This window comes from Methylobacterium sp. Leaf456, from assembly GCF_001425465.1.
Taxonomy (GTDB): Bacteria; Pseudomonadota; Alphaproteobacteria; order Rhizobiales; family Beijerinckiaceae; genus Methylobacterium.
Genome location: NZ_LMQV01000002.1, coordinates 404937 through 431417 on the forward strand (window position 1 = coordinate 404937; position 26481 = coordinate 431417).

Genomic DNA, 26481 nt, shown 5'->3' on the forward strand with positions numbered 1-26481 from the left:
ATTCAACGATGACCAAAATCCTCGTCGACGGCACCGAGGTCGATGTCCCGGCCGACTACACCCTGCTCCAGGCCTGCGAGATCGCGGGCGCGGAGATTCCGCGCTTCTGCTTCCACGAGCGGCTGTCGATCGCCGGCAATTGCCGCATGTGCCTGGTCGAGCTGAAGGGCGCCCCGAAGCCCGTGGCGTCCTGCGCCTACGCGGTGAAGGATTGCCGGCCCGGCCCGAACGGCGAGCCGCCGGAGGTGCTGACGCGCTCGGGCCTGACGAAGAAGGCCCGTGAGGGGGTGATGGAGTTCCTCCTCATCAACCACCCGCTCGATTGCCCGATCTGCGACCAGGGCGGCCATTGCGATCTTCAGGATCAGGCGATGGCCTACGGCGTCGACTCGACGCGCTATCACGAGAACAAGCGCGCGGTCGAAGAGAAGTATATCGGCCCGCTGGTGCGCACGGCGATGAACCGCTGCATCCACTGCACCCGTTGCGTCCGCTTCCTGGCGGAGGTGGCCGGCGTGCCGGACCTCGGCGCCATCGGCCGCGGCGAGGACATGGAGATCACGAGCTACCTCGAACAGGCGATGGGCTCGGAGCTTCAGGGCAACGTCGCCGACCTCTGCCCGGTCGGCGCGCTGGTCCACAAGCCGCAGAGCTACAACGTGCGCCCGTGGGAGCTGCACAAGACCGAATCCGTCGATGTGATGGATGCGGTGGGTTCCGCGATCCGCGTCGATGCCCGCGGCCGCGAGGTGATGCAGATCGAGCCGCGGGTCAGCGAGGAGATCAACGAGGAGTGGATCTCCGATAAGACCCGCCACGTGGTCGACGGCCTGCGCCTGCAACGGCTCGACCGGCCGTTCCTGCGCGAGAACGGGCGCCTGCGCCCGGCCTCCTGGGGCGAGGCGTTCTCGGCCATCGCCGCCAAGCTGAAGGGCGCCGACCCCAAGCGCGTCGGCGCGCTGGTCGGTGACCTCGCGGGCGCCGAAGAAATCTTTGCGCTCAAGGCCCTGATGGTCGCGCTCGGCGTCACGAACCTCGATTGCCGCCAGACCGGCGAGGCCATCGATCCGGCCTGGGGCCGGGCCGCCTACACCTTCGGGCCGACGATCCCCGGCATCGAGGCGGCGGACGCGATCCTCTTGGTCGGCACCAACCCGCGCACCGAGGCCTCGCTGCTCAACGTGCGCATCCGCAAGCGCTGGCGCATGGCCCCGCTCGCCGTCGGCCTGATCCTCGACGAGCAGCCGGACCTCACCTACCCCTACACCTATCTCGGTGCCGGCCCCGACACGCTCGGCGCGCTCGCCAAGGGCGAGCACAGCTTCCTCGACATCCTGAGACAAGCCGAGCGCCCGCTGATCATCGTCGGCGAGGGCGCGCTCGGTTCGCTCGGCGCGGCGGCGGCGCTGGCCAAGGACATCGGCGCGGTCACGGCCGAGTGGAACGGCCTCGGTGTGCTGCACACGGCAGCCGCTCGCGTCGGCGCGCTCGATCTCGGCTTCGTACCGGGGGAGGGGGGGCTGACCTTCTCGCAGATGCTGGAGCCGGGGGCGCTGGACGTGGTGTTCAACCTCGGCGCCGACGAGCGGGCGATCCCGCCCGGCGCCTTCGTGATCTACCAGGGCACCCACGGCGACGCCGGGGCGTCGCGCGCCGACGTGATCCTGCCGGGCGCGGCCTACACCGAGAAGAGCGCGACCTACGTCAACTTGGAAGGCCGGGTGCAGATGACCAACCGCGCCGGCTTCCCGCCGGGCGATGCCCGCGAGGACTGGGCGATCCTCCGCGCGCTCTCCGACGTGCTGGGCCAACGCCTGGCCTACGATTCGCTGGGTGCCCTGCGCAAGGCGATGTACGCCGCGCATCCGCACCTCGCGGCGGTCGGCGCAGTCGAAGCGTCGGATGCGGTGGCGACCCTCGACACGCTCGCGGCGCTGCCGGCGGGCTCCGAAAAAGCGGCGTTCTCGTCGCCGGTGGCCGACTTCTACCTCACCAACCCGATCGCCCGCGCCTCGCGGGTGCTCGCCGAGTGCTCCGGGCTCGCCCGGGGCCGCGCGCTCGAAGCCGCGGAATAAGGGGCGCCTCGATGACCTTCCTCGAGGTGCTCGGCACCGTCCTCCTGCTGGCTCTGAAGAGCTTCGTGCTGCTCGCAGCACTCTTGGTCTTCATCGCCTACGCACTCTTGGCCGACCGCAAGATCTGGGCGGCGGTGCAGCTCCGCCGCGGCCCCAACGTCGTCGGGCCCTGGGGCCTGTTCCAATCCTTCGCCGACCTGTTGAAGTTCGTCCTGAAGGAGCCGGTAATCCCGGCGGGCGCCAACAAGGCGATCTTTTTGCTGGCGCCGCTGGTCTTCGCGATGCTGGCCTTGGCGTCCTGGGCGGTGATCCCGATCGCGGACGGCTGGGCCATCGCCGACATCAATGTCGGCATCACCTACATTTTCGCGATTTCGAGTCTGGGCGTCTACGGCGTCATCATGGGCGGTTGGGCCTCGAACTCGAAATACGCCTTCCTCGGCGCGCTCCGCTCGGCGGCGCAGATGATCTCCTACGAAGTCTCGCTCGGCTTCGTCATCATCTGCGTGCTGCTCTGCGCCGGCTCGCTCAACCTCTCGCGCATCGTCATGGCGCAGGACACGGCGCTCGGCATCTTCGGCTGGTACTGGCTGTGGCTGTTTCCGATGTTCGGCGTATTCTTCGTCTCGGCGCTCGCCGAGACCAACCGCCCGCCCTTCGACCTGCCGGAGGCCGAATCCGAACTCGTGGCCGGCTACATGGTCGAGTATTCCTCAACGCCGTACCTGCTGTTCATGCTCGGCGAGTACGTGGCGATCATGACCATGTGCGCGCTCGGCACGGTGCTGTTCCTCGGCGGCTGGCTGTCGCCGATCCCGTTCGCGCCCTTCACCTGGGTGCCCGGCGTGATCTGGTTCACGCTCAAGGCGAGCTTCCTGTTCTTCATGATCGCCATGGTGAAGGCCATGGTGCCGCGCTACCGCTACGACCAGCTCATGCGGCTCGGCTGGAAGGTGTTCCTGCCCCTTTCGCTGATCTCGGTCGTCGTCGTCGCCTTCGTCCTGAAACTCACCGGTCTCGCGCCGGGCGCTTGAGAAGGATCGCGCCGTGAAGCTCGATCAGGTCGCCAGAAGCCTTCTCCTGAAGGAATTCGTGTCGGGGTTCGTCCTCGCCATGAAATACTTCTTCAAGCCGAAGGCCACGATCAACTACCCCTTCGAGATGGGCCACCGCGGACCGCGCTTTCGCGGCGAGCACGCGTTGCGCCGCTATCCCAACGGGGAAGAGCGCTGCATCGCGTGCAAGCTCTGCGAGGCGATCTGCCCGGCCCAGGCCATCACCATCGAGGCGGGGCCCCGCCGCAACGACGGCACGCGGCGCACCACGCGCTACGACATCGACATGGTGAAGTGCATCTATTGCGGCATGTGCCAGGAGGCCTGCCCGGTGGACGCCATCGTCGAGGGGCCGAACCTCGAATTCTCGGTCGAGACCCGCGAGGAGCTGCTCTACGACAAGGAGAAGCTGCTCGCGAACGGTGATCGCTGGGAGCGCGAGATCGCCCGCAACATCGCCACCGACGCGCCCTACCGCTAAAGGCTGAGCGCCATTCCCCATTCGCCGCCGCGAAGCGGCGAAGTGTTGTGCGCCGCGAGGCCGGGTTCTATAGACGGGCCGCCGCCTGCGGCCGAGGGTCCACCGAGGCAGAAGGGAGCCGCCCGCGAGGGCGGCCGATGCTGAAAACCGCATGACCGCAGCCGCCGCCTTCTTCTATCTCTTCGCGGGCTTCGCCGTGGCCTCGGGCTTCATGGTGATCGCCGCCAGGAACCCCGTCACCTCGGTGCTGTTCCTGATCCTCGCCTTCGTGAACGCCGCGGGCCTCTTCGTCCTGATGGGCGCCGAGTTCCTGGCGATGATCCTCATCGTCGTCTACGTCGGCGCGGTGGCGGTGCTGTTCCTCTTCGTCGTGATGATGCTCGACGTGGACTTCGCAGCCCTCCGCCAGGGCTTTCAGCGCTACCTGCCGATCGGCGGGTTGATCGGCGCGGTGTTCCTAATCGAGCTGCTGCTGGTCGTCGGCACCTGGACCATCGATCCGGGCCTCGTCCAGGCGCCGCTCGGGCGCGCCGCCCACGGCGAGAGTCTCACCAACACCCAGGCGCTCGGCCGGGTGCTCTACACGGACTACGTCTACTTCTTCCAGATCGCCGGCCTGATCCTGCTGGTCGCGATGATCGGCGCCATCGTCCTGACGCTGCGCGACCGCGCCGGCGTCAAGCGCCAGAACATCTCGGTCCAGAACGCCCGCACGCAAGGCATGGCGGTGGATACGATCAAGGTGCCCTCCCGGCAGGGCGTGGAGGTCTGAACATGATCGGCCTGAGCCACTACCTGACGGTCGCCGCGATCCTGTTCACGCTCGGCGTGCTCGGCATCTTCATCAACCGCAAGAACGTCATCGTCATCCTGATGTCGGTCGAGCTGATCCTGCTCGCGGTCAACATCAACCTCGTGGCGTTCTCGACCCATCTCAACGACATCACCGGTCAGGTCTTCGCCCTGTTCGTGCTGACCGTGGCCGCCGCCGAGGCCGCCATCGGTCTGGCCATCCTGGTGGTGTTCTTCCGCAACCGCGGCTCCATCGCCGTCGAAGACGTGAGCATGATGAAGGGCTGAGGTCGCGCACGCGAGACCACCCCTTCGTCCGCCTGCTGCGAGGCACGATCCCCCATGTATCACGCCATCGTCTTCTTCCCGCTGATCGGCGCGCTGATCGCCGGCCTGTTCGGCCGCACCATCGGCGCGCGGATGAGCGAGCTCGTCACCACGGGCTGCCTCGCCTTCGCCTGCCTGCTCGCCTGGGGCGCCTTCTTCCTCGTCACCGGAGACGGCCGCGCCGAGACGGTCCACGTCGCCCAGTGGTTCACGGCGGGCGACCTCGTGGTCGACTGGGCCTTCAAGGTCGACACGCTGACGGCGGTCATGCTCGTCGTCGTCACCTCGGTCTCGACCCTCGTGCACCTCTACTCCATCGGCTACATGCACGAGGATCCGCACCGGCCGCGCTTCTTCGCCTACCTGTCGCTGTTCACCTTCGCCATGCTGATGCTGGTGACGGCCGACAACCTCGTGCAGATGTTCTTCGGCTGGGAAGGCGTCGGTCTGGCCTCCTACCTGCTGATCGGCTTCTGGTACGAGAAGCCCTCGGCCAACGCCGCGGCGATGAAGGCCTTCATCGTCAACCGCGTCGGCGATTTCGGCTTCTCGCTCGGTATCTTCCTCGTCTTCGTCCTGACCGGGTCCGTGGGCTTCGACGCCATCTTCGCCAAGGCGCCGGAGCTGAAGGACGCGACCTTCCACTTCCTCGGGGCTGACTGGCACGCCCTGACGTTCGCCTGCCTGCTGCTGTTCATGGGCGCCATGGGCAAGTCGGCGCAGTTCCTGCTGCACACCTGGCTGCCGGACGCGATGGAGGGCCCGACCCCGGTCTCGGCGCTGATCCACGCCGCCACCATGGTGACGGCCGGCGTGTTCATGGTCGCCCGCCTGTCGCCGCTGTTCGAGCTGGCGCCGACCGCGCTCACCGTCGTCACCGTCATCGGCGGCATCACCGCCTTCTTCGCGGCGACCATCGGCCTCGTGCAGAACGACATCAAGCGGGTCATCGCCTACTCGACCTGCTCGCAGCTCGGCTACATGTTCGTCGGCCTCGGCGTCGGCGCCTACGCCACCGGCGTATTTCACCTCTTCACCCACGCCTTCTTCAAGGCGCTGCTGTTCCTCGGCGCCGGCTCGGTCATCCACGCGATGCACCACGAGCAGGACATGCGGAACATGGGGGGCCTGCGCCAATACATCCCCTTCACGACCGCGATGATGACGATCGGCACCCTCGCACTGATCGGCTTCCCCTTCACCGCCGGCTACTACTCCAAGGACGCGATCATCGAGGCGGCCTACATGTCCGACCGCCCCGGCCACGTGCTGGCGTTCCTCGCCACGGTGATCGCCGCGCTGATGACCTCGTTCTATTCCTGGCGCCTGTTCTTCCTCACCTTCGAGGGCCCGCAGCGCTGGGTCGCCCACGGGGCGCACGGCCACGACGATCACGCGCATGCCGATGCCCACGCGGCGCATGCCCATGACGCCGACGGCAAGCCCGGCCATCACGAGGGTGTGGCGCATGACGACAAGGGCCACGACGTCGAGCCCGCCTCGCACAGCGCGATCGAGCACCACGACGATCACGGCGCCCACAAGCCGCACGAGAGTCCGCTGGTGATGACGATCCCGCTGGCGGTCCTGGCCTTCGGCGCCCTGTTCGCCGGCCTGATCTTCAAGGAGCGGTTCATCGGGCACGACATGGACAAGTTCTGGGGCTCGGCGCTGCCGCACCACTCCGGCAACGACATCATGCACAAGATCCACGACGCGCCGGGCTGGGTCGCCAACGCGCCGTTCGTGATGCTGGTGCTCGGCTTCGTCCTGGCCTTCTGGATGTATCTGCGCCGGCCCGACCTGCCGAACCGTCTCGCGACCTCGCAGCCGATCCTGTACCGCTTCCTGCTCAACAAGTGGTACTTCGACGAGATCTACGATCGGCTCTTCGTCCGCCCGGCCAAGAACTTCGGCCTGTTCCTGTGGAAGGAGAGCGACGGGCGCGTCATCGACGGCTTCGGCCCCGACGGCATCTCGGCCCGCGTGGTCGACGTGACCCGCGGCGTGGTCCGTCTCCAGACCGGCTACGTCTACCACTACGCCTTCGTGATGCTCGTCGGGGTCGCCGGCCTGATCACGTGGTACCTCGTCTCCGGCGTGCCGGCGGTCGGAGGAGCACACTGATGGTCGGCCTCGGCATTCTCTCCGGGCTCCTGATCGTCCCGCTCGCGGGCGCCGCCTTCATCCTGACGCTGGGCGAGGAGACGGAGGCCGTGAAGCGCAACGCCCGCTGGGCGGCGCTGATCACCACGGTCGTCACCTTCCTGCTCTCGCTCGCGGCCTGGGCCCGCTACGACATCGCGTCCCCCAGCTTCCAGCTCGTCGAGAGTCACGCGTGGCTGGCCGAGACCATCCGGTTCAAGCTCGGCGTCGACGGCTTCTCGATGCCGCTGATCCTGCTGACCACGTTCCTGATGCCGTTCTGCATCGGCGCCTCGTGGCTGTCGGTCGAGAACCGGGTCAAGGAGTACTTCGTCGCCTTCCTCGTGCTGGAAACCACGATGATCGGCGTGTTCTGCGCCCTCGACCTCGTGCTGTTCTACCTGTTCTTCGAGGCCGGCCTGATCCCGATGTTCCTCATCATCGGCATCTGGGGCGGCAAGCGGCGCATCTACGCGAGCTTCAAGTTCTTCCTCTACACCCTGCTCGGCTCGGTGCTGATGCTGCTCGCCATCATGGCAATGTACTGGGAGGCCGGCACCACCGACATCCCGACGTTGCTTAGCCATCGCTTCCCCGTCGGCATGCAGTGGTGGCTATGGCTGGCCTTCTTCGCCTCCTTCGCGGTGAAGATGCCGATGTGGCCGGTCCACACCTGGCTCCCCGACGCCCACGTCGAGGCGCCGACCGCGGGCTCGGTGATCCTGGCCGGCATCCTGCTGAAGATGGGCGGCTACGGCTTCATCCGCATCTCGCTGCCGATGCTGCCGGATGCGAGCGCCGAGTTCGCCCCCCTCGTCTTTGCCCTCTCGGTGATCGCGATCATCTTCACCTCGCTCACCGCGATGATGCAGACCGACATCAAGAAGCTGATCGCCTATTCCTCGGTCGCCCATATGGGCTTCGTGACGCTCGGCCTGTTCACCCTGAACGAGCAGGGCATCCAGGGCGCGCTGTTCCTGATGATCTCGCACGGCATCGTCTCGGGCGCGCTCTTCCTCTGCGTCGGCGTCGTCTACGACCGGATGCACACCCGCGAGATCGCCGCCTATGGCGGCCTCGTGCGGCGGATGCCGCTCTACGCCGCCGCCATGATGGTGTTCACCATGGCGAACGTGGGACTGCCGGGCACGTCCGGCTTCGTCGGCGAGTTCCTGGCGATGATGGGCGCGTTCAAGGCCAACCCGACGGTCGCCTTCTTCTCGGTCTTCGGCATCATCCTCTCGGCCGGCTACGCGCTCTGGCTCTACGCGCGGGTGATCTACGGGAAGCTGGAGAAGCCCAACCTCCAGGGCATTCTCGATCTCGATCTGCGTGAAAAGATCATCATCGCGCCGCTCGTCGCGCTGACGATCTGGTACGGCGTCCACCCGGCCCCCGTGCTCGACACCTTCGCGCCCTCGACCGAGGCGCTGATGCAGAACATGCGCACGGCGCTCGCCAACACGCAGAATGCGGAGGCCGCCGCCAAGGCCGCCAAGCTCGCGGCGGCGGAGAAGACCGCCCCCGAGACGTCCCAAAAAATCGAGGCCGCCGCGCGATGACCCCGATCCAGTCCGTCCTGCCGTCGATCACGCCGGTCCTGCCGGAGATCGTCCTGAGCGTCGGCGCGCTGCTGCTGGTGCTCTGGGGCGCGTGGCGCGGCGAGCGCTCGGCCGAGAGCACCAACCTCGGGGCGCTGGGGCTCCTGATCTTCACCTTCTTCCTCGTGGTCTCGCAGACCGGCACGGTGACGACGCTCAACGGCGCCTTTATCGCCGATCCGTTCGCCCGGGTGATGAAGGCCCTGATCCTGATCGGTTCGTCCGCCACGATCCTGCTGTCGCGCGACTACTTCCAGCGCGAGCGCATCGACCGGTTCGAGTACCCGATCCTGATCGTGCTCTGCACCATCGGCATGATGGTGATGGCCTCGGCCAACGACCTGATCTCGCTCTATCTCGGCCTGGAGCTGCAATCGCTCGCGGCCTACGTCATCGCCGCCTTCCACCGCGACGACGTGAAGTCCACGGAAGCCGGCCTCAAGTACTTCGTGCTCGGCGCACTCTCGTCCGGCATGCTGCTCTACGGCGCCTCGCTGGTCTACGGCTTCACCGGCACGGTCTCGTTCCCCGGCATCGTCACCGCGCTCGGGGACGGGGGGCCGGCGAGCTTCGGCCTCGTGCTCGGCATCGTGTTCGTGGCCGCCGGCGTCGCCTTCAAGCTCGCCGCCGTGCCGTTCCACATGTGGACGCCCGACGTCTACGAGGGCTCGCCGACGCCGGTGACCGCCTTCTTCGCCTCCGCGCCGAAGATGGCCGCCATGGCGATGACGGTCCGCGTGTTCATCGGCGCCTTCCCGGACGTGACCGCGGTCTGGCAGCAGATCATCGTCTTCGTCTCGATCGCCTCCATGGCGCTCGGCTCCTTCGCGGCGATCGGCCAGCGCAACCTCAAGCGCCTGATGGCCTATTCCTCCATCGGCAATGTCGGCTACGCCCTGATCGGCCTCGCCGCCGGCTCCGAGGAGGGCATCCGCGGCGTGGTGATCTACATGGTGATCTACCTCGCCATGACGCTCGGGGCCTTCGCGGTGCTGCTCAGCCTGCGGCGCAAGGACAAGATGTTCGAGACCATCGACGACCTGTCGGGGCTCTCGCGCACCCATCCGTGGCTGGCCTTCAGCCTTGCCGCGATGATGTTCTCGCTCGCCGGCATCCCGCCGCTCGCCGGGTTCTTCGCCAAGTTCTACGTCTTCGCCGCCGCCATCAAGGCGGACCTCGTGGCGCTGGCGGTAATCGGCGTGGTGACCTCGGTGGTCGGCGCGTTCTACTACCTGCGCCTCGTCAAGGTCATGTACTTCGACGAGCCCCAGGCCGCCTACGAGCGCATCCCGCCGGGCTCGGCCATCGTCTTGGCGGCGTCCAGCGTCGTCGTGGTGCTGTTCTTCCTGATCCCGGCCCCGCTGGTGGCGGCGGCGGGCAGCGCTGCGAAATCCCTGTTCTGAGGCGCATGACCTTCCGGCTCAGCCCGGCGGCCCGCGCGGACGGCCACCGCCTGCACAGCCACGACCGCCTCGGCTCGACCAACACCGAGGCCCTGGCCCGCGCCCGCGACGGCGAGACCGGCCCGCTCTGGATCGCGACCCGCGTCCAGGAGGCGGGCCGGGGTCGGCGCGGCAACGTCTGGCAATCGCCCGAGGGCAATCTGTTCGCGAGTCTGCTCTGGCCGGTGGCCGGCGTGGCGCCGGAGATGGTCGCGACCCTGGGGTTCGTGGCTGGCGTGGCTCTGGTCGATGCGATTCGGAATGTGTGCCGAGGCAACCCCTCTCCCCGCACGCGGGGAGAGGGCCGCGACGACCCCGTCGTCGGCGCGGCGAGCGGTAGCGACGGTGAGGGGGCTTTTCCGGGTGAGCCTCCGCCTTCGACCCCCCCTCACCATCGCCTGCCGGCTCGCTCTGCCGACGACGAGGTCGGCAGAGCCCTCTCCCCGCGTGCGGGGAGAGGGGATGCTGCGGCTGCCTTCCGCCTGAAATGGCCAAACGACATCCTGATGGACGGCCAAAAACTCGCCGGCATCCTGCTGGAAGCCGAGCAACTCCCCGGTGGGCGGCGCGCGGTCGTCATCGGCTTCGGCGTCAACGTCGCCGCCGCGCCCGACGATTTGCCCTACCCAGCCGCGGCCCTTCGCCCCGCGCATGCGGTCGATGCGCCCATTCTGTTCGAATCCTTGACGGAACGATTTGTCGAAGCGGCCCGGATCTGGAACAAGGGGCGCGGATTCCAAAACATCCGGCAGCTCTGGCTGGAGCGCGCGGCGGGGGTCGGGGCCCCCGTGTCGGTGCGAACCGCCGAGACGGTGCTGTCGGGCACGTTTGACACGATCGACGAGGGGGGGCGGCTCGTGATCCTCGCCCCGGACGGAACACGACGAACCGTGACGGCGGGCGAGGTGCATTTCGGACGTGCCGCGACGGCGGCCTGAGACTGGATAGACGACAAGATGACGACACGGCAGGACGAGCTCGTCTTCGTGCCGCTCGGCGGCGTGGGCGAGATCGGCATGAACGCGGGCCTCTACGGGATCGGACCCGAGCGGGCGCGCAAATGGATCATGGTCGATTGCGGCATGGGCTTCGCCGGTGAGGAGGGGCTACCGGGCGTCGACCTGATGTTCCCCGATCTCACCTTCATCGAGGAGCGCAAGAAGGATCTCCTCGGCATCTTCATCACCCACGCGCACGAGGACCATATCGGCGCGATCTCCGAGCTGTGGCCGCGCCTGAAGGTGCCGGTCTACGCCACGCGTTTCGCCAAGCAGCTCCTGGAAACCCGCCGCCTCTCCGAGCCCGGCGCGCCCAAGGTCGATCTGCGCGAGATCAAGCCGGGCAAGCGCGTCGTCGTCGGCCCGTTCGACATCGAGTTCGTGCCGGTGGCCCACTCGATCCCGGAATCGAACGCGGTGGCGATCCGCACCGAGTTCGGTCTCGTGGTCCATACCGGCGACTGGAAGCTCGACGACACACCGGTGGCCGGCGACACCACCTCGCCGGAGGCCTTCAAGGCGCTCGGCGACGAGGGCATCCTGGCGCTGATCTGCGATTCCACCAACGTCCTGCGCGAGGGCCGCTCGCCGAGCGAGTCCGAGGTGTCGGCCACGCTCCGGCGCATCATCCAGGAATCGCCCCATCGCGTGGCGGTGACGACCTTCGCCTCGAACGTGGCCCGCATCCGCGCGGTCGCCGAGGCCGCCCAGGCCTGCGGTCGCGAGGTGATCGCGGTCGGCCGCGCCATGGACCGGGTCATCGATGTCGCCCGCGAATGCGGCTACCTCGACGGCCTGCCGGAGTTCCGCGGCGCCGAATCCTATGGCCACATCCCGCGCGACAAGCTGGTCTGCCTGCTCACCGGCTCGCAGGGTGAGCCGCGGGCGGCGATGTCGCGGGTCTCGCGCGACGACCATCCGGCGATCTCGCTGACCGCGGGCGACCGTGTCATCTTCTCGTCGCGCGCGATTCCGGGCAACGAGCGCGATGTCGGCGCCATCATCAACGACCTGATCGAGTCCGGCGTCGAGGTCATCACCGACCGCACCGAACTCGTCCACGTCTCGGGCCATCCCCGGCGCGAGGAGATGGTGGCGATGTACAGCTGGACCCGGCCCAAGGCCGTCGTCCCGGTCCACGGCGAGGCTTTGCACCTCGACGAGCACGCCCGCTTCGCACGCAGCCAAGGCGTCGAGACGGTGGTGAAGGCCCGCAACGGCGCCGTCGTGCGGCTCGCTCCGGGCAAGCCCGAGGTGGTCGAGCACGTCCGCGCCGGACGCCTCTACAAGGACGGCAACGTCCTGATCGACCACAAGGACCGGGCGATCCCCGAGCGGCGCAAGCTGTCCCAGACCGGCATCGTCTCGGTCGCCATCGCCATCGACGACCGCGGCATGGTGGTCGGCGAGCCGGCGGTGGACATCATGGGCCTGCCCAACCGCGGCCGCGGCAACGAGCCCCTGCTCGACACCGTGGTGGACACCGTCAACCGTACCCTCGGCAACCTGCCGCGCGGCAAGATGAAGGACTCGGAAGCGGTCGAGAACGCGGTGGACCGCGCCATCCGCTCCGCCGTCAACGAGGCCTGGGGCAAGAAGCCCGCCTGCCACGTGCAGGTGGTCGAGGTTTGACAGTCGAAGTGTGACAGTCTCGTGCGGCGCTCTAGATGGCGCCGCATCGTCATTGCGAGCGTGAGCGAAGCAATCCAGCGGCGCGACCTCTTCTTATGAGTCGCGCTCTGGATTGCTTCGGCTCCGCCTCGCAATGACGAGATTGGTTCGGGCAGGGAGGAGCAAAAAGATGATCGGACGGCTCAATCACGTCGCCATCGCGGTGAAGGATCTCGACGCGGCGACCGCGGTCTACCGCGACACGCTCGGCGCCAAGGTGACGGAGCCGTTGCCGCAGCCGGAGCACGGCGTCACCGTCGTCTTCGTGGAACTGCCCAACAGCAAGGTCGAGCTGATGTCGCCGCTCGGCGAGAACTCGACCATCCAGGGCTTCGTCGACAAGAACCCGTCCGGCGGCATCCACCACGTCTGCTACGAGGTGGACGACATCCTCGCCGCCCGCGACCAGATGAAGGCGGCCGGGGCGCGGGTGCTGGGCACCGGCGAGCCGAAGATCGGCGCGCACGGCAAGCCGGTGATTTTTTTGCATCCCAAGGACTTCTTGGGGACGCTGGTGGAGCTGGAGCAGGTCTGACCGCTTCGGAAACCCTCCCCCCTCCGCGGGGGAGGGAAGTCGCACGGCGCTCGCGGCGCCTGAAAGTTCGAGTTCGATGACCCCGCTTCGCACCCTCGCCGCCTCGACGCCGCTGACCCTCCTCACGGTGGCCGCGCTCGTCGCCGTGCTGGTGGCGGTGGCCGTCAAAGGGTTCGCGCTGACGATCTTCGGCGCGCTCGCCCTCTACTTCGTGCTGTGGTGGACCTTCCTCTTCGCGATCCTGCCGCTCGGCAACGCGGCGGAGGCCGATCCGCAGCGGCTGGTGCCGGGCCAGGACCCCGGCGCGCCGGCGGCCCCGCGCCTGCGCGAAAAGGCGCTGCTGACGACGCTCTTGGCCGGCGCCGCCTTCATGGCCGCGATCCTGATCTTTCCGCTGGCGCGGCTTTAACTTCAGCCGCATGAGCCCCGCCCAGTCCCCCGCACTCCGAAAAACGCCGCGGCGGATGCGGCCCGCTTGGCTCGACCGTGACAACCGCTTCGAGGGGCGCGGCCTCGGTGCCGGCCTGACCCGGCTGACCACCTTCTTCCACGACGGCGCCCGCGGAAACCTCGTACGGATCGGGCGGGGCTTTCGCACCCGCGGGCTGGTGATCGCGGTGCGGGGCGAGGGCAACCGCATCGAGATCGGCGACGACGTGCGCTTTTCCGGTCGGATCGGCCTGCGTGGCGAGGGCATCACCGTCCGCATCGGCGACCGCACCGACGCCAAGACCACCCGCATCGTCGCGGGCGGGGCCGATGTGCGGATCGGAGCCGATTGCCTGATCGCCAGCGGCGTGCGCCTGCGCAGCGGCGACCTGCACGCCATCGTGGAGCGCGCGACCGGTCTGCGCCTCAATCCGCCCGAGCCGGTGATCGTCGGAGACCGGGTCTGGATCGCGGCGGAGGCCGCGCTGATGAAGGGCGCGCGCGTGCCCAACGGCTGCGTCGTCGGCTTCCGCTCGACCGTGATGCACGGCTTCGACGAGCCGGACTGCGTCCTCGTCGGCACGCCCGCGCGTGTCGCCCGGCGCGGCATCCTCTGGTCGCGCTGAGCATCGGCCCGAAAGGTGGGAACCGGCTTTCGGAAAAAGCCGATGCGGCAGAACAACCTAGAGCATCGGCCCGAAAGGTGGGAACCGGCTTTCGGAAAAAGTCGATGCGGCACAACAGCCTAGAGCACCGACGCAATCGTCAATTGACAGGCACGGCTCCGGCTTCGACACCTTGAGGGAAGGCCGCCCGCCGCAGAGGCGGCCCGCAAGGGAGAGACGCCATGGCCGCGACGATGCCGGGGCCGCGCCCGCCCGCCGACGGCGAGGGCGGCGGCAACACGTGGCTCCTGCCGTTCATGCTGGCGCTGTTCTTCGCCTGGGGGCTCGCCACCGTCCTCGTCGACATCGTCACGCCGAAGCTCAAGAGCCTGTTCGACCTGAGCTACACCGAGGCGACGCTCACCCAGTTCTGCTTCTTCGCCGCCTACGCCCTGATCTCGCTGCCCGCGGGCGCGATGGTGACGCGCATCGGCGCCATGCGCGGCCTCGTCGTCGGCCTCGTGGTGATGGCGGCGGGCTGCCTGCTGTTCGCGCCGGCCGCCCGGATCGGGCTGTTTCCGATGTTCCTGCTCGCCCTGTTCGTGATGGCGTCGGGCATCGCCGTGCTGCAGGTGGCGGCCAACCCCCTGGTGGCGCGCCTCGGCGATCCGGCGCAGGCGTCGAGCCGGCTGACGCTGGCCCAGACCTTCAACGCGCTCGGCACCACCGTCGGCCCGGTCATCGGCGCCTGGACGATCCTGGCCCACACCGTCACCCCCGCGGGCACCGATCCGGCCGCGCTCGCCGCCGCGCGGCAGGCCGAAGCCGATGTCGTCCGCACGCCCTTCCTCGTCATCGCTGCGGGGCTCTGTGCGCTGGCGATCCTGTTCTGGTTCCTGCGCCGCCGGGTGCGGGAGGAGCGCGCGGCCGAGACCGCCGGCCCGTCCGGGCTCGGGCTCGATCTGTTGAGGCAGCCCCGCCTCGCGCTCGGGGCGGCGGCGATCTTCCTCTATGTCGGCGCCGAGGTCGCCATCGGCACGCTGATGGTGAGTTGGCTGGAGCAGCCGCGGGTGCTCGGCGCGACGCCTGAGACCGCCGGCCATCTGCTGAGCTTCTACTGGGGCGGGGCGCTGGCTGGGCGGATCGTCGGCTCGTTCGTGCTGCGGGTGGTCCGGCCGGGGGCGGCGCTCGGCGCGGTCGCGCTCACGGCGGCCGGGCTCACGGTGCTCGCGGCCTCCAGCACGGGCACGCTGGCGGGCTGGGCGCTGATCGCGGTGGGGCTCGCCAACGCGATCCAGTTCCCGACGATCTTCGCGCTGGCGATCGAGGGCCTGGGCGAGCGCACGGCGCAGGGGGCCGGCATCGTCTGCGTGGCGATCGTCGGCGGCGCGATCGTGCCGGTGGCGACCGGGGCGCTGGCCGACGGCTTCGGCCTCGCGACGGCGCTGGCCGCCCCGGTCCTCTGCTATCTCTGCATCGCCGGCTTCGCCCTGGCCCACGCCCGCGACGCCCTGGGCCGCTCGGCCGACTAACGAAATCTTACGGCAGGGCCCGAAAAACAAAAAGCAAGGCACGAGGCCTTGCTTTGAAACAATCGAGTGTTTTGCAGCCTAGCTTTATCTCGCGCATTGCTTACGGCGCGGCGGCTGCTTGTTCCTCCCGAGACTCGGACCGTGCGCCACCTCGTTGGGCGGCGACCATCGCGGGGTGCTTATAGGAAGAAGATTTCCCTTTGTCATCAGGCGGGAGACGGTTCGCAGCGCTTTTTTGCCGACCTTGCGGCAAACTGCCCTCCGGGCGCCGACGCGAAAGTGATTTCATGGGGGCTCCTCCCACCCAATCCCCTCATCCTGATGTGGGGGGTAGGAGTGTGCGCGCTGGCAGGAGGCACGGCCTGTATGCCCGGCGCGAAGAGCGCCGCGCTTGAGCGGCCTCGGCGTCAGCCGAGGCGTCGAGCGGAGCGATAGCCTAAGGCCGCGGACGCGGCCGCCGGCGCCTGAGGCCCCACAAAGAAAGGCAGCGAAGCTGCCGCTTGTGTTTTAGGGACGCAATGTGTTGTGTGCCTCGCGCGCCGGCCCGTCTCCTGCCGCCGGGCACGCCAGTCGTTTCAAGGTCGAAAGATGCGTCTCTCCCGCTACTTCCTGCCGATCCTGCGCGAGACGCCGAAGGAAGCCGAGATCGTCTCGCACCGGCTGATGCTGCGCGCCGGCATGATCCGCCAGGAGGCCGCGGGCATCTACGCGTGGCTGCCGCTGGGCCTGCGCGTGCTCGACAAGGTCTGCAAGGTGATCCGCACCGAGCAGGATCGCGCGGGCGCCGTCGAGATCCTGATGCCGACGATCCAGGCCGCCGACCTGTGGCGCGAGTCCGGCCGCTACGAGGCCTACGGCAAGGAGATGCTGCGCCTGAAGGACCGGCACGAGCGCGACCTGCTCTACGGGCCCACGGCGGAAGAGGTCGTCACCGAGATTTTCCGCGCCAGCGCGCGGTCGTACAAGGACGTGCCGAAAAATCTCTACCAGATCTCGTGGAAGTTCCGCGACGAGGTGCGCCCGCGCTTCGGCACCATGCGCTCGCGCGAGTTCCTGATGAAGGACGGCTACTCGTTCGATCTCGATCAGGCGGCGGCGCGCCACTCCTACAACAAGGTGTTCGTCTCCTACCTGCGCACCTTCGAGACGCTGGGCCTGCGGGCGATCCCGATGCGCGCCGACACCGGCCCGATCGGCGGCGACCTCAGCCACGAATTCATCATCCTGGCCAACACCGGCGAGAGCGAAGTCTTCTGCGACCGCGCCTATCTCGACATGCCGGTGCCGCCGCCGTCGGTCGATTTCGACGACGTGGCCGGCCTTCAGGGCGTGGTCGATGCCTGGACCTCGCATTACGCGGCGACCGACGAGATGCACGACACGGCGGCCTTCGCCGAGGTGCCGGAGGCCAACCGCCTCTCCGCCCGCGGCATCGAGGTCGGCCACATCTTCTATTTCGGCACCAAGTACTCGACGCCGATGAAGGCCGTCGTCACCGGCCCGGACGGGCAGGAGCGGCCGGTCCACATGGGCTCCTACGGCATCGGCCCGAGCCGGCTGGTCGCCGCGACCATCGAGGCGAGCCACGACGAAGCCGGCATCATCTGGCCGGACGCCATCGCCCCGTTCGACGTGGCGCTGATCAACCTCAAGGTCGGCGACAACGCCTGCGACACCGCCTGCGCCGAGATCCAGGCCGCGCTCGAGACCGCGGGCCTCTCGGTGCTCTACGACGACCGCGACGACCGGCCCGGCGCCAAGTTCGCCACCGCCGACCTGATCGGCCTGCCCTGGCAGGTCATCGTCGGCCCGAAGGGGCTGGCGGACGGCAAGATCGAGCTGAAGCGCCGCGCCACCGGCGAGCGCGAGACGCTCGACCCGGTCGATCTGCCGGCCCGGCTGCGGCGCATCTGAGGCGGACGCGGATGGCGCTCGCGCTCGGCGACTGGAAGGGCGCGCTCGCCCGATTGCGCAAGGCGCGGGCAAGCGCCTCGACGCGGCCCTTCGCGGGCTTCGAGTGGATCATCGCCGGCCGCTATCTCCGCGCCCGGCGTCGCGGCGGCGGCGTCTCGGTGGTGGCCCTGTTCTCGGTGCTCGGCATCGCGGTGGGGGTCGCCACCCTCATCATCGTGCTCTCGGTGATGAACGGCTTCCGCACCGAGTTGCGCTCGAAGATCATCGGCCTCAACGGCCACGTCTTCGCCGCGCCGATCGACAAGCTGTTCACCGACTACGTCGATCTCTCCGAGCGCTTGGAGAAGGTCGCGGGCGTGCGCGCCGTGGTGCCGATGGTGCAGGGGCAGGCCTTCGCCTCCTCGCCCTATGGCGGCTCCGGCGTGCTGGTGCGCGGCGTGCGCGAGTCCGATCTCGCCAAGATTCCCGCCGTCTCCTCGGCCATCAAGAGCGGCACGCTGGAGGGCTTCGACGACGGCACCGGGCTGGCGCTGGGTCGGCGGCTCGCCGATTCCCTCGGGCTCCAGGCCGGCGATCAAGTCACGCTCCAGACGCCGAAGGGCGCGAGCACGCCGTTCGGCACCGCGCCGCGCTCCAAGAGCTACACCGTGAAGGCGATCTTCGAGATCGGCGTCACCGATTTCGACACCACCATGGCCTTCATGCCGCTCACCGAGGCCCAGGCCTTCTTCAACCGCGACGGCGACGTCAGCCTGATCGAGATCTATCTCGACGACGCCGACGCGGTGGGCGAGATGCGCGAGCCGCTGGAACTCGCCGCCGAGCGGCCGGTCCTGCTGACCGACTGGCGCCAGACCAACCGCACCTTCTTCGGCGCGCTGGAGGTGGAGCGGAACGTGATGTTCCTCATCCTCAACCTCATCGTCATCGTGGCGACGCTCAACATCATCTCCGGCCTGATCCTGCTCGTGCGCGACAAGTCCTCCGACATCGCCATCCTGCGCACGATGGGGGCGACGCCCGGCACGATCATGCGGGTGTTCCTCATCAACGGCGCGCTGATCGGCCTCGTCGGCACGGTGATCGGGCTGGTCGGCGGGGTCTTGTTCACCCTCAACATCAAACCGATCCAGCGCACGCTGTTTCCCGGCGCCTGGGACCCGACCGTGCGCTTCCTCGCCGAGATCCCGGCCGAGATGAACACCACCGAGGTCACGATCATCGTCGTCACCTCGATTCTCCTGTCGCTCGCCGCGACCCTCTATCCCTCCTGGCGCGCCGCCCGGCTCGATCCGGTGCAGGCCCTGCGCTACGGCTGACGAAACCCGTAACGGACACCCCATGGCACAGACGCAAGCCGGCGCCGCGCAGCCGGTGCCGGCCCTGTTCTTCTCGGGCGTCGAGCGCCGCTACCCGCAACGGGACGGGGCGCTGGAGATCCTGCGCGGCACCGATCTGGCCATCTGGCCGGGCGAACTCGTCGCGCTGGTGGCGCCCTCGGGTGCGGGCAAGTCGACGCTGCTCCACCTTGCCGGCCTGCTGGAGCGGCCGGACGGCGGCGAGGTCTATATCGGCGGCCAGCCGACGGCTTCGATGTCCGACGGCGAGCGCACCCGGCTGCGGCGCGAGGAGATGGGCTTCGTCTACCAGTTCCACCACCTGCTGCCGGAATTCTCGGCGCTGGAGAACGTGGTGCTGCCCCAGCTCATCCGCGGACTCGGCCGCAAGGAGGCCGAGGCCCGCGCGGCCGAACTCCTGGGCTTCCTCGGCCTCAAGGAGCGCCTGCCGCACCGCCCGGCGGAGCTGTCCGGCGGCGAGCAGCAGCGCGTCGCCATCGCCCGCGCGGTCGCCAACGGCCCGCGCCTGCTCTTGGCCGACGAGCCCACCGGCAACCTCGACCCACAGACCTCGGGCCGGGTGTTCAGCATCCTGCTCCAGCTCGTGCGCGCCTCGGGGCTCGCCGCGCTCATCGCCACCCACAACATGGACTTGGCCGCCCGCATGGACCGGCGCGTGACCATCCGCGACGGGATGATCGAGCAGGTGGGGTGAGGGGCGCTTGCCGGAGGGAGAGTCGATTGAGCACGCATACGCCCCCCGCACCGTTCGTCATCGGCGTCGGGCGCTCGGGCACGACGCTGCTCCGGCTGATGCTGGACGCCCATCCCGATCTCGCGATCCCGACCGAGACGCATTTCCTCGGCGCGCTGCTCTCCACTGAACCCGGCGCCTCGCCCGCAGACCTGCTCGCGCGCATCACCGGCAGCGAGACCTGGCCCAACATGGGCATGACGGCGGACGCGCTCGCCGAGGCCGTCGCCGCGGAAGCCTCGCCCAATCCGGCCTCGGTCGCGCGGGCGTTCTACCGCCTCTACGCGAGCCAGCGCGGCAAGACGCGCTGGGGCGACAAGACCCCGCCCTATCGCGGCCTCGTCTCGGTCATCGCCGCCGCGCTGCCGGAGGCCTTCTTCGTCCACATCGTCCGCGACGGCCGGGACGTGGCCCTGTCCTATCGCGGGCTGTGGTTCGGGCGCGGCGACGACGTCGAGGAGCAGGCCCGGTTCTGGGTGAGCGAGATCGAGCGGACCCGGCGCTTCTGCGAGGGGGCGAACGCGGTCGAGATCCGCTACGAGGACCTCGTCACCGATCCGGCCGGCGTGCTGACCGCGCTCTGCGCCCGCCTCGATCTCCCGTTCGATCCGGTGATGCTGGACTATCACCGGCACGCGCCCGAACGCATGGCCGAGTTCGTCCAGCCCTTCGGCGTCCCGCCGACGCAGGAGGTGACGATCGAGCGCTTCCTCTCGATCCACGCCCTGACCGGCCGGGAGCCCGACGCCAGCCGCATCGGCCGCTGGCGGACCGAGATGACGCCGGCCGAGGTGAAGGCCTACGAGCGGATCGCCGGGCCACTCCTGGCCGATCTCGGTTACGAGACCGCCGTCGGCTGACGCGGTTCGCGGCGGACGGGGCATCCCCATAAGTTCGATCGGAAAGAGCCGTGGCGGAGATGCGATGACGATCGTGATGACCCTGCTGGTGCGCGACGAGGAGGACATCCTGCGGGAGAACATCGCGTTCCATCTCGACCGGGGCGTCGATCACGTCATCCTGATGGACAACGCCTCCGTCGACGGCACCGCCGAGATCGCCCACGACTTCGCGCGAAGGGGCGTGCTCACCTACTGGCACCAGCCGGAGGACGATTACGCGCAAGGCCGCTGGGTCACCGCGATGGCGCGCCGCGCCTTCACGGAGTTCGGCGCCGAGTGGGTGATCAACAACGATGCCGACGAGTTCTGGTGGCCGCTCCAGGGCTCGCTGCGGGACGCCCTCGCGACGATTCCGCCCGACACCCTCGCGGCGTCCGCCGAGCGCACCAACTTCGTCGCCCGCACGCCCGAGACCGGCCCGTTCTGGCAGCGGATGGACGTGCGCTGCCGCGTCAGCCTCAACCCGCTCGGCCGACCGCTGCCCGGCAAGGTGGCCCATCGCGGCCACGCCGACATCGAGGTGGCGCAGGGCAACCACGTTGCCACCCGGCCGGGGCAGCCCCCCTCGGTCGCGCCTGCGCCGATCCTGATCCTGCATTTCCCGGTGCGGACCCGCGCGCAACTCGTCAACAAGATCGCCAAGGGCGGCGCCGCCTACGCCCGCAACACGGACCTCGATCCGGGGATCGGCAGCACGTGGCGCATTCTCTACGACACGCTCCGGCGCGACGGGCTCGACGCGGTCTACGAGGGCGAGCTCTACGACGCGGCCCGGATCGAGGCGGGCCTGCGCGACGGGCACTTGATCCGCGACGAGCGCCTCAAGCAGGCGCTGGCCGCGCTCTCCGACGCCCGAGCCTGAGGTTGAGCCGGCGCCCCGGATTCGGTCCCGTCCGGGGTTGCCAACCTGCCGCGATGCCGTGAGAGTCGAAGCCTTACGCCCCCTCGCCGCACGAGGCGCGCCGGGCGACGGCCCGCCCTGGGGCCGACCCCTCTCGCCCCTCGACGAAGCCTTCCCGAGTTCATGCCGATCGTTCGCATCAACGGCCGCCTCGTCTATTACTGCCACGTGCCGAAGGCGGCCGGGACGGCGATGGAGGCCTATCTGCGGGCGCAGTTCGGGCCGCTCGCCTTCGCCGACGAGCAGTTCTACGACGTGGACGCGCCCGACCGCTGGACCCGCAGCTCGCCACAGCACCTCGATGTCGAGAGCCTGGGACGGCTGTTCCCCGCGGACTTCTTCGACGACGTGTTCGCGGTCGTACGCGATCCGGTGTCGCGCCTCGTCTCGGCCTACAAGTTCCAGAAGCTGGTCGAGGGATTGATCCCGTCTGATACGAGCTTCGACGCCTGGGCGCTCGGCCTCGACCGCGCGACGATCGGGCGCCGCTTCGCCTTGGACAACCACCTCCTGCCGATGCACCGGCTGGTGCCCGAGGGCGCGCACGTCTTCCGCCTGGAGAGCGGCCTCGGTGCGGTGATCGAATACCTCCGGGGGCTGGCCGCCCCCGAGGCCGTGCTGCCGGACTCGGTCGAGCCGGTCAACGTGCTGTCGGTCCGCCTCGACTGGATGGGTGCCGCGGACGAGGCCGTCACCGTCGGCGACGCCGCCCGCCGCCATATCGCCGCGCTGTACCGCGAGGACTACGAACGCTTCGGCTACCCGCTCCCGTCTCCGGTGGGGCCGAAGGCCGAGGCGGCGGCGGCAAGCTCCGGCTGCGACGAGGCCGCGTCAGACTGATTGCGATCGCCCCGCGCATCCCCTCTCCCTGCGTGCGGGAGAGGGCGCGGAGCGGCTTCCCGATGTGTCCGCCCGGCCACGCCCGCCAGCCTTCATCAACCTTCCGTTCACCCTACCGCCGTCCGGCGGATTTTCGGGCTTTACAAAGAACAAAACAAGAACAAAACTCGCTCCATCACCAGGGAGCGACCAGATGGCCAAGCGCGGGTTCCTCACCAACCTCGTCGAGTTCACCGCCTTCGGCATGCTCTTCGGCGCGGTCGCGCTGTGGGCGGTAGCCTTGGCGCCGATTCACTAACCGTTCGCGTCCGGGCGCGGTTTGTTCCCGCGCCCGGCGGGTTGCGCACAGGAAACCGTGGTACGGGACGCAAGCTGGCGCTTCCTCGCCGCAGGAGTGATGCTCCGGGGCGACGGCCGGTGGATATCGCGGGCAAGCGGAGCCGGCATGGTCGACTCTTTAAGCCGAGGCTCCGATCCTGATGGGCTTCGAGGCGGGCCGCTCCCGCCGAGTCGGTCCACAAAGAGTTCGCTGGTGCGCACCCTCAAAGAAGTCGGCTTCGTCCATCTCCACGTCCACTCGTCCTACTCGCTGCTCGAAGGCGGCGTGAAGGTCGCCGACATCGTGAAGGCGGCATCCTACGACCGGCAGCCGGCGCTGGCGCTCACCGACACCAACAACCTGTTCGGCGCGCTCGAATTCTCGGAAAAAGCCGCGGGCACCGGCATCCAGCCGATCGCGGGCTTGCAGCTCACGGTCTGCTTCGAGGCGCCCGATCCGATGGCGCGCATGCCGCAGGCGGCCTGTGCCAACATCGTCCTGCTCGCCCAGGACGAGACCGGCTACGGCAACCTGCTGCGGCTGGCGAGCCGGGCCTATTTCGACGGGCCGCTCGGCGCCGCCCCCAACGTCGCGGTCTCCGCTCTGGAGGGCAACGTCGATGGCCTGATCGGCTTGACCGGCGGCCTCACGGGGCCGCTCGACACCTGCCTGCGGGCGGGGCGCGTCGATCAGGCGGCGCGGCGTCTCGAAGTGCTGAAGGGTGCCTTCGGCGAGGAGCGGCTCTATGTCGAGGTTCAGCGCCACGGCCTCGACGACGAGCGGGCGGTGGAGCGCGAGCTGCTGCGGCTCGCCGACAAGCACGGCCTCGGGCTGGTGGCGACGAACGAGCCGTTCTTCGCCAAGCCCGACGATTACGGCGCCCACGACGCGCTGCTCGCCATCGCCGACGGCCGCCTCGTCTCCGACGAACGCCGCCGGAGGCTGACCCCGCGCCACGCCTTCACCACCCGCGCGCAGATGCTGGAGCTGTTTCGCGATCTGCCGGACGCGCTATCTGCGACGGTCGAGATCGCCATGCGCTGCGCCGTCCGGGTGCGCACCCGCAAGCCGATCCTGCCGAATTTCGGTGCGGTGGCCGCGGGCGAGGCGGCGCCCATGGCCGAGGTGCTGGCGGAAGCCGCCGACGCCCCGGTCCAGGCGGTCGCCGCCGACGAGCCGACCGAGCTGTGCCGCCAGGCCGAAGCCGGGCTCGAACTGCGCCTGAAGCAGCACGGCACCGCCCCCGGCTTCACGCAAGACGATTACCGGGCGCGCCTGAAGTTCGAGCTGGACGTCATCGTCAAGATGAAGTTCCCAGGCTACTTCCTCATCGTCTCGGACTTCATTAAGTGGGCCAAGGACCACGACATCCCGGTGGGGCCGGGCCGCGGCTCGGGCGCGGGCTCGCTGGTGGCGTGGTCGCTCCTCATCACCGATCTCGACCCGCTGCGCTTCGGCCTGCTGTTCGAGCGCTTCCTCAACCCCGAGCGCGTCTCGATGCCGGATTTCGACATCGACTTCTGCGTCGAGGGCCGCGAGCGGGTGATCCGCTACGTGCAGCAGCGCTACGGCGAGCGGCAGGTCGGGCAGATCATCACCTTCGGTACGCTCCTCGCCCGCGGCGTGCTGCGCGACGTCGGCCGCGTCCTGGAGATGCCATACGGGCAGGTCGACAAGCTGACCAAGCTCGTGCCGCAGAATCCGGCGAACCCGGTGACGCTGGTGCAGGCGATCGAAGGCGAGCCGAAGCTCCAGCAGGCGATCGAGGAAGAACCCATCGTCGCCCGGCTGATGGAAATCTCCAAGAAGCTGGAGGGCCTGCACCGCCACGCCTCGACCCACGCGGCCGGCGTGGTGATCGGCGACCGGCCGCTGGAAGAGCTGGTGCCGCTCTACCGCGACCCGAAGACCGGGATGCGGGTGACCCAGTTCAACATGAAGTGGGTCGAGCAGGCCGGCCTCGTGAAGTTCGACTTCCTCGGCCTCAAGACGCTCACGATGCTCCGGTGCTGCACCGACCTGCTCCTGCAGCGCGGCATCGAGGTCGATCTGGCAAAAATCCCCCTCGACGATCCGGAAACCTACAAGCCCATGGGCCGGGGCGAGACGGTCGGCGTGTTCCAGGTGGAATCCGCCGGCATGCGCAAGGCGCTCTGCGAGATGCAGGCCGACCGGCTGGAGGACATCATCGCCCTGGTGGCGCTCTACCGGCCGGGCCCGATGGCCAACATCCCGGTCTATTGCGAGCGCAAGCTCGGGCGCGACGCGGGCAACGAGGCGAGCTGGTACCCGCACCCGATGCTGGAGCCGATCCTGCGGGAGACCTTCGGCATCATCGTCTACCAAGAGCAGGTGATGGAAGTCGCCAAGGTGCTCGCCGGTTACTCGCTCGGCGAGGCCGACATGCTCCGGCGCGCCATGGGCAAGAAGATCAAGGCGGAGATGGACGCCCAGCGCGACCGCTTCGTGAAGGGCTGCCAGGACAGCGGCATCGCTCAGGCGAAGGCCGACGAGATCTTCGACCTGCTGGCGAAGTTCGCCGATTACGGCTTCAACAAGTCCCACGCGGCGGCCTACGCGCTGGTGACCTACCAGACCGCCTATCTGAAGGCGAACCATCCGGTCGAGTTCCTGGCCGCGGCCATGACGCTCGACCTCGACAACACCGACAAGCTCGCCGAATTCCGCCAGGACGCGCAGCGCCTCAAGATCACGGTCGAGCCGCCCTCCGTGAACACCTCCGGCGTCGTGTTCGACGTGAAGCAGGGGCGCATCCTCTACGCGCTCGCCGCGATCAAGGGCGTCGGCCGCGCGGCGGTCGAGTCGATCGTCGCCGCGCGGGGCGACACACCGTTCAAGGACCTCGCCTGCTTCGCCCGGCGCCTCAACCCGCGCCACGTCAACAAGCGCACGTTGGAGAACCTGATCGCGGCGGGCGCGCTCGACTGCATCGAGCCGGACCGGGCCCGGGCCTGGGCCGCGGTCGAGCCGATGATGAAGATGGCGCAAGGGGCGGCCGAGGCCGAGACTTCGGGCATCGTCGACATGTTCGGCGGCGTCGCCTCGGTGGACGTGGCCTTGCGCATCCCGCCGCACGAGTTCTGGACGCTCACCGACAAGCTCAAGCGCGAGTGCGACGCCATCGGCTTCTTCCTCTCGGGCCATCCGCTCGACGAGTACGGCCAGATCCTCGAGAAGCTCAGGGTGCAGTCCTGGGCGGATTTCGGCCGGGCGGTGCGGGCGGGCTCGGCCCAGGTCGGCCGGGTGGCGGCCTCGGTGCTCGACCGCTCGGAGCGGCGCACCAAAAGCGGCAACAAGCTCGGCATCGTCACGCTCTCGGACCAGACCGGCCATTTCGAGGCGATCATCTTCTCCGAGGGGCTCAACCAGTACCGCGACATCCTCGAACCGGGCCGCCCGCTGGTGCTGACGCTTCAGGCCAACCTCGAAGGCGAGGACGTGCGCGCCCGCATCACCACCGCCGAGCCGCTGGATCAGGCCGCCGCCCGCCACCAGAAGGGCATGCGCATCTACCTGCGCGACGACCGCCCGATCGGCTCGGTGCACAAGCAGCTGTCGCTGCGCGGCGAGGGCGAGGTCTCGCTGATCCTCATCCTCGACGGCGGCGACCGCGAGGTCGAGGTCAAGCTGCCGGGCCGATATCAGGCGACGCCTCAGGTCGCCGGCGCGCTCCGGGCCGTGCCCGGCGTGGTCCAAGTCGAGATGAACTGAAGTCAGGGGTTCCCAAAGGACGAGTCCTTTGGCGGGGCACCGGGGCAGAGCCCCGGTTTCCCTCCCAAACCAGGGCTTCGCCCTGGACCCACGA

The 26481-nt window shown here is 68.8% G+C and carries 21 protein-coding genes; all 21 read left to right on the forward strand.

All coding sequences use genetic code 11. From position 1 onward, the window contains the following. Positions 1-8 precede the first annotated feature (8 nt). A complete protein-coding gene (gene nuoG, locus ASG52_RS04000) occupies positions 9-2075 on the forward strand; it encodes an NADH-quinone oxidoreductase subunit NuoG (protein WP_056239293.1) in 2067 nt (688 codons plus the stop codon). Positions 2076-2086: 11 nt separating this feature from the next. Then, positions 2087-3109, forward strand: coding sequence for an NADH-quinone oxidoreductase subunit NuoH (gene nuoH / locus ASG52_RS04005; RefSeq protein ID WP_056239296.1), 1023 nt, complete (start codon positions 2087-2089; stop codon positions 3107-3109). A gap of 13 nt (positions 3110-3122) precedes the next feature. Beyond that, positions 3123-3611, forward strand: coding sequence for an NADH-quinone oxidoreductase subunit NuoI (gene nuoI, locus ASG52_RS04010; RefSeq protein WP_056239299.1), 489 nt, complete (start codon positions 3123-3125; stop codon positions 3609-3611). Positions 3612-3762: 151 nt separating this feature from the next. Next, positions 3763-4383 carry an NADH-quinone oxidoreductase subunit J gene (locus tag ASG52_RS04015; protein ID WP_056239302.1) on the forward strand — a complete coding sequence of 207 codons (621 nt, stop codon included), beginning with the start codon at positions 3763-3765 and terminating at the stop codon, positions 4381-4383. A 2-nt stretch (positions 4384-4385) separates the two neighbouring features. After that, on the forward strand, positions 4386-4691 hold the full coding sequence (gene nuoK / locus ASG52_RS04020; RefSeq protein WP_003598182.1) for an NADH-quinone oxidoreductase subunit NuoK: 306 nt from the start codon (positions 4386-4388) through the stop codon (positions 4689-4691). 54 nt (positions 4692-4745) lie between these two features. Next, positions 4746-6857, forward strand: coding sequence for an NADH-quinone oxidoreductase subunit L (nuoL, locus tag ASG52_RS04025; RefSeq protein WP_056239304.1), 2112 nt, complete (start codon positions 4746-4748; stop codon positions 6855-6857). Continuing rightward, positions 6857-8437: an NADH-quinone oxidoreductase subunit M gene (locus tag ASG52_RS04030; protein ID WP_056239307.1), complete on the forward strand. Its 1581-nt coding sequence runs from the start codon at positions 6857-6859 to the stop codon at positions 8435-8437. Before nuoL ends, ASG52_RS04030 begins: the two co-directional genes overlap by 1 nt. Further along, entirely contained in the window at positions 8434-9879 is a 1446-nt protein-coding gene (gene nuoN, locus ASG52_RS04035; RefSeq protein WP_056239312.1) for an NADH-quinone oxidoreductase subunit NuoN, read from the forward strand. The genes ASG52_RS04030 and nuoN overlap by 4 nt, the downstream gene beginning before the upstream one ends. A 5-nt stretch (positions 9880-9884) precedes the next feature. Continuing rightward, positions 9885-10856, forward strand: a complete 972-nt coding sequence (locus ASG52_RS04040; RefSeq protein ID WP_056239313.1) for a biotin--[acetyl-CoA-carboxylase] ligase — start codon at positions 9885-9887, stop codon at positions 10854-10856. Positions 10857-10874: 18 nt separating this feature from the next. Beyond that, positions 10875-12548 (forward strand): ribonuclease J, encoded by a 1674-nt coding sequence (locus tag ASG52_RS04045; RefSeq protein WP_056239315.1) that lies wholly within the window; start codon positions 10875-10877, stop codon positions 12546-12548. A gap of 169 nt (positions 12549-12717) precedes the next feature. Further along, a complete protein-coding gene (mce, locus tag ASG52_RS04050; protein WP_056239317.1) occupies positions 12718-13122 on the forward strand; it encodes a methylmalonyl-CoA epimerase in 405 nt (134 codons plus the stop codon). A 76-nt stretch (positions 13123-13198) separates the two neighbouring features. Beyond that, positions 13199-13531: a DUF1467 family protein gene (locus ASG52_RS04055; protein ID WP_056239319.1), complete on the forward strand. Its 333-nt coding sequence runs from the start codon at positions 13199-13201 to the stop codon at positions 13529-13531. A gap of 55 nt (positions 13532-13586) precedes the next feature. Beyond that, complete coding sequence (locus tag ASG52_RS04060; RefSeq protein WP_056239327.1) at positions 13587-14177, forward strand: acyltransferase; 591 nt, start codon at positions 13587-13589, stop codon at positions 14175-14177. Positions 14178-14398: 221 nt separating this feature from the next. Then, positions 14399-15688 (forward strand): sugar MFS transporter, encoded by a 1290-nt coding sequence (locus ASG52_RS04065; protein WP_082552328.1) that lies wholly within the window; start codon positions 14399-14401, stop codon positions 15686-15688. Positions 15689-16276: 588 nt separating this feature from the next. After that, the gene (gene proS / locus ASG52_RS04070; RefSeq protein ID WP_056239329.1) at positions 16277-17602 is read left to right on the forward strand and encodes a proline--tRNA ligase; all 1326 of its coding nucleotides are present in this window, start codon (positions 16277-16279) and stop codon (positions 17600-17602) included. A gap of 11 nt (positions 17603-17613) precedes the next feature. Next, entirely contained in the window at positions 17614-18921 is a 1308-nt protein-coding gene (locus ASG52_RS04075) for a lipoprotein-releasing ABC transporter permease subunit (protein WP_056239330.1), read from the forward strand. 22 nt (positions 18922-18943) lie between these two features. Continuing rightward, positions 18944-19654 (forward strand): ABC transporter ATP-binding protein, encoded by a 711-nt coding sequence (locus tag ASG52_RS04080; protein WP_056239332.1) that lies wholly within the window; start codon positions 18944-18946, stop codon positions 19652-19654. A gap of 26 nt (positions 19655-19680) precedes the next feature. Beyond that, complete coding sequence (locus ASG52_RS04085; RefSeq protein WP_056239335.1) at positions 19681-20553, forward strand: sulfotransferase family protein; 873 nt, start codon at positions 19681-19683, stop codon at positions 20551-20553. 64 nt (positions 20554-20617) lie between these two features. After that, positions 20618-21457 carry a glycosyltransferase family 2 protein gene (locus ASG52_RS04090; RefSeq protein WP_056239338.1) on the forward strand — a complete coding sequence of 280 codons (840 nt, stop codon included), beginning with the start codon at positions 20618-20620 and terminating at the stop codon, positions 21455-21457. Between the two features lie 162 nt (positions 21458-21619). Beyond that, positions 21620-22336, forward strand: coding sequence for a sulfotransferase family 2 domain-containing protein (locus tag ASG52_RS04095; protein WP_056239340.1), 717 nt, complete (start codon positions 21620-21622; stop codon positions 22334-22336). A 529-nt stretch (positions 22337-22865) separates the two neighbouring features. Continuing rightward, the gene (gene dnaE / locus ASG52_RS04100; RefSeq protein WP_056239537.1) at positions 22866-26387 is read left to right on the forward strand and encodes a DNA polymerase III subunit alpha; all 3522 of its coding nucleotides are present in this window, start codon (positions 22866-22868) and stop codon (positions 26385-26387) included. Positions 26388-26481: the final 94 nt, after the last annotated feature.

Bases quoted from the DNA above. Each gene is read 5' to 3' on its own strand.
- nuoH (WP_056239296.1), top strand. From the start codon at position 2,087: ATGACCTTCCTCGAGGTGCTCGGCACCGTCCTCCTGCTGGCTCTGAAG.
- ASG52_RS04095 (WP_056239340.1), top strand. From the start codon at position 21,620: ATGCCGATCGTTCGCATCAACGGCCGCCTCGTCTATTACTGCCACGTG.
- nuoL (WP_056239304.1), top strand. From the start codon at position 4,746: ATGTATCACGCCATCGTCTTCTTCCCGCTGATCGGCGCGCTGATCGCC.
- ASG52_RS04080 (WP_056239332.1), top strand. From the start codon at position 18,944: ATGGCACAGACGCAAGCCGGCGCCGCGCAGCCGGTGCCGGCCCTGTTC.
- nuoK (WP_003598182.1), top strand. From the start codon at position 4,386: ATGATCGGCCTGAGCCACTACCTGACGGTCGCCGCGATCCTGTTCACG.
- ASG52_RS04065 (WP_082552328.1), top strand. From the start codon at position 14,399: ATGGCCGCGACGATGCCGGGGCCGCGCCCGCCCGCCGACGGCGAGGGC.
- proS (WP_056239329.1), top strand. From the start codon at position 16,277: ATGCGTCTCTCCCGCTACTTCCTGCCGATCCTGCGCGAGACGCCGAAG.
- ASG52_RS04015 (WP_056239302.1), top strand. From the start codon at position 3,763: ATGACCGCAGCCGCCGCCTTCTTCTATCTCTTCGCGGGCTTCGCCGTG.
- ASG52_RS04060 (WP_056239327.1), top strand. From the start codon at position 13,587: ATGCGGCCCGCTTGGCTCGACCGTGACAACCGCTTCGAGGGGCGCGGC.
- ASG52_RS04030 (WP_056239307.1), top strand. From the start codon at position 6,857: ATGGTCGGCCTCGGCATTCTCTCCGGGCTCCTGATCGTCCCGCTCGCG.
- ASG52_RS04040 (WP_056239313.1), top strand. From the start codon at position 9,885: ATGACCTTCCGGCTCAGCCCGGCGGCCCGCGCGGACGGCCACCGCCTG.
- ASG52_RS04045 (WP_056239315.1), top strand. From the start codon at position 10,875: ATGACGACACGGCAGGACGAGCTCGTCTTCGTGCCGCTCGGCGGCGTG.
- nuoG (WP_056239293.1), top strand. From the start codon at position 9: ATGACCAAAATCCTCGTCGACGGCACCGAGGTCGATGTCCCGGCCGAC.
- mce (WP_056239317.1), top strand. From the start codon at position 12,718: ATGATCGGACGGCTCAATCACGTCGCCATCGCGGTGAAGGATCTCGAC.
- ASG52_RS04075 (WP_056239330.1), top strand. From the start codon at position 17,614: ATGGCGCTCGCGCTCGGCGACTGGAAGGGCGCGCTCGCCCGATTGCGC.
- nuoN (WP_056239312.1), top strand. From the start codon at position 8,434: ATGACCCCGATCCAGTCCGTCCTGCCGTCGATCACGCCGGTCCTGCCG.
- ASG52_RS04090 (WP_056239338.1), top strand. From the start codon at position 20,618: ATGACGATCGTGATGACCCTGCTGGTGCGCGACGAGGAGGACATCCTG.
- ASG52_RS04055 (WP_056239319.1), top strand. From the start codon at position 13,199: ATGACCCCGCTTCGCACCCTCGCCGCCTCGACGCCGCTGACCCTCCTC.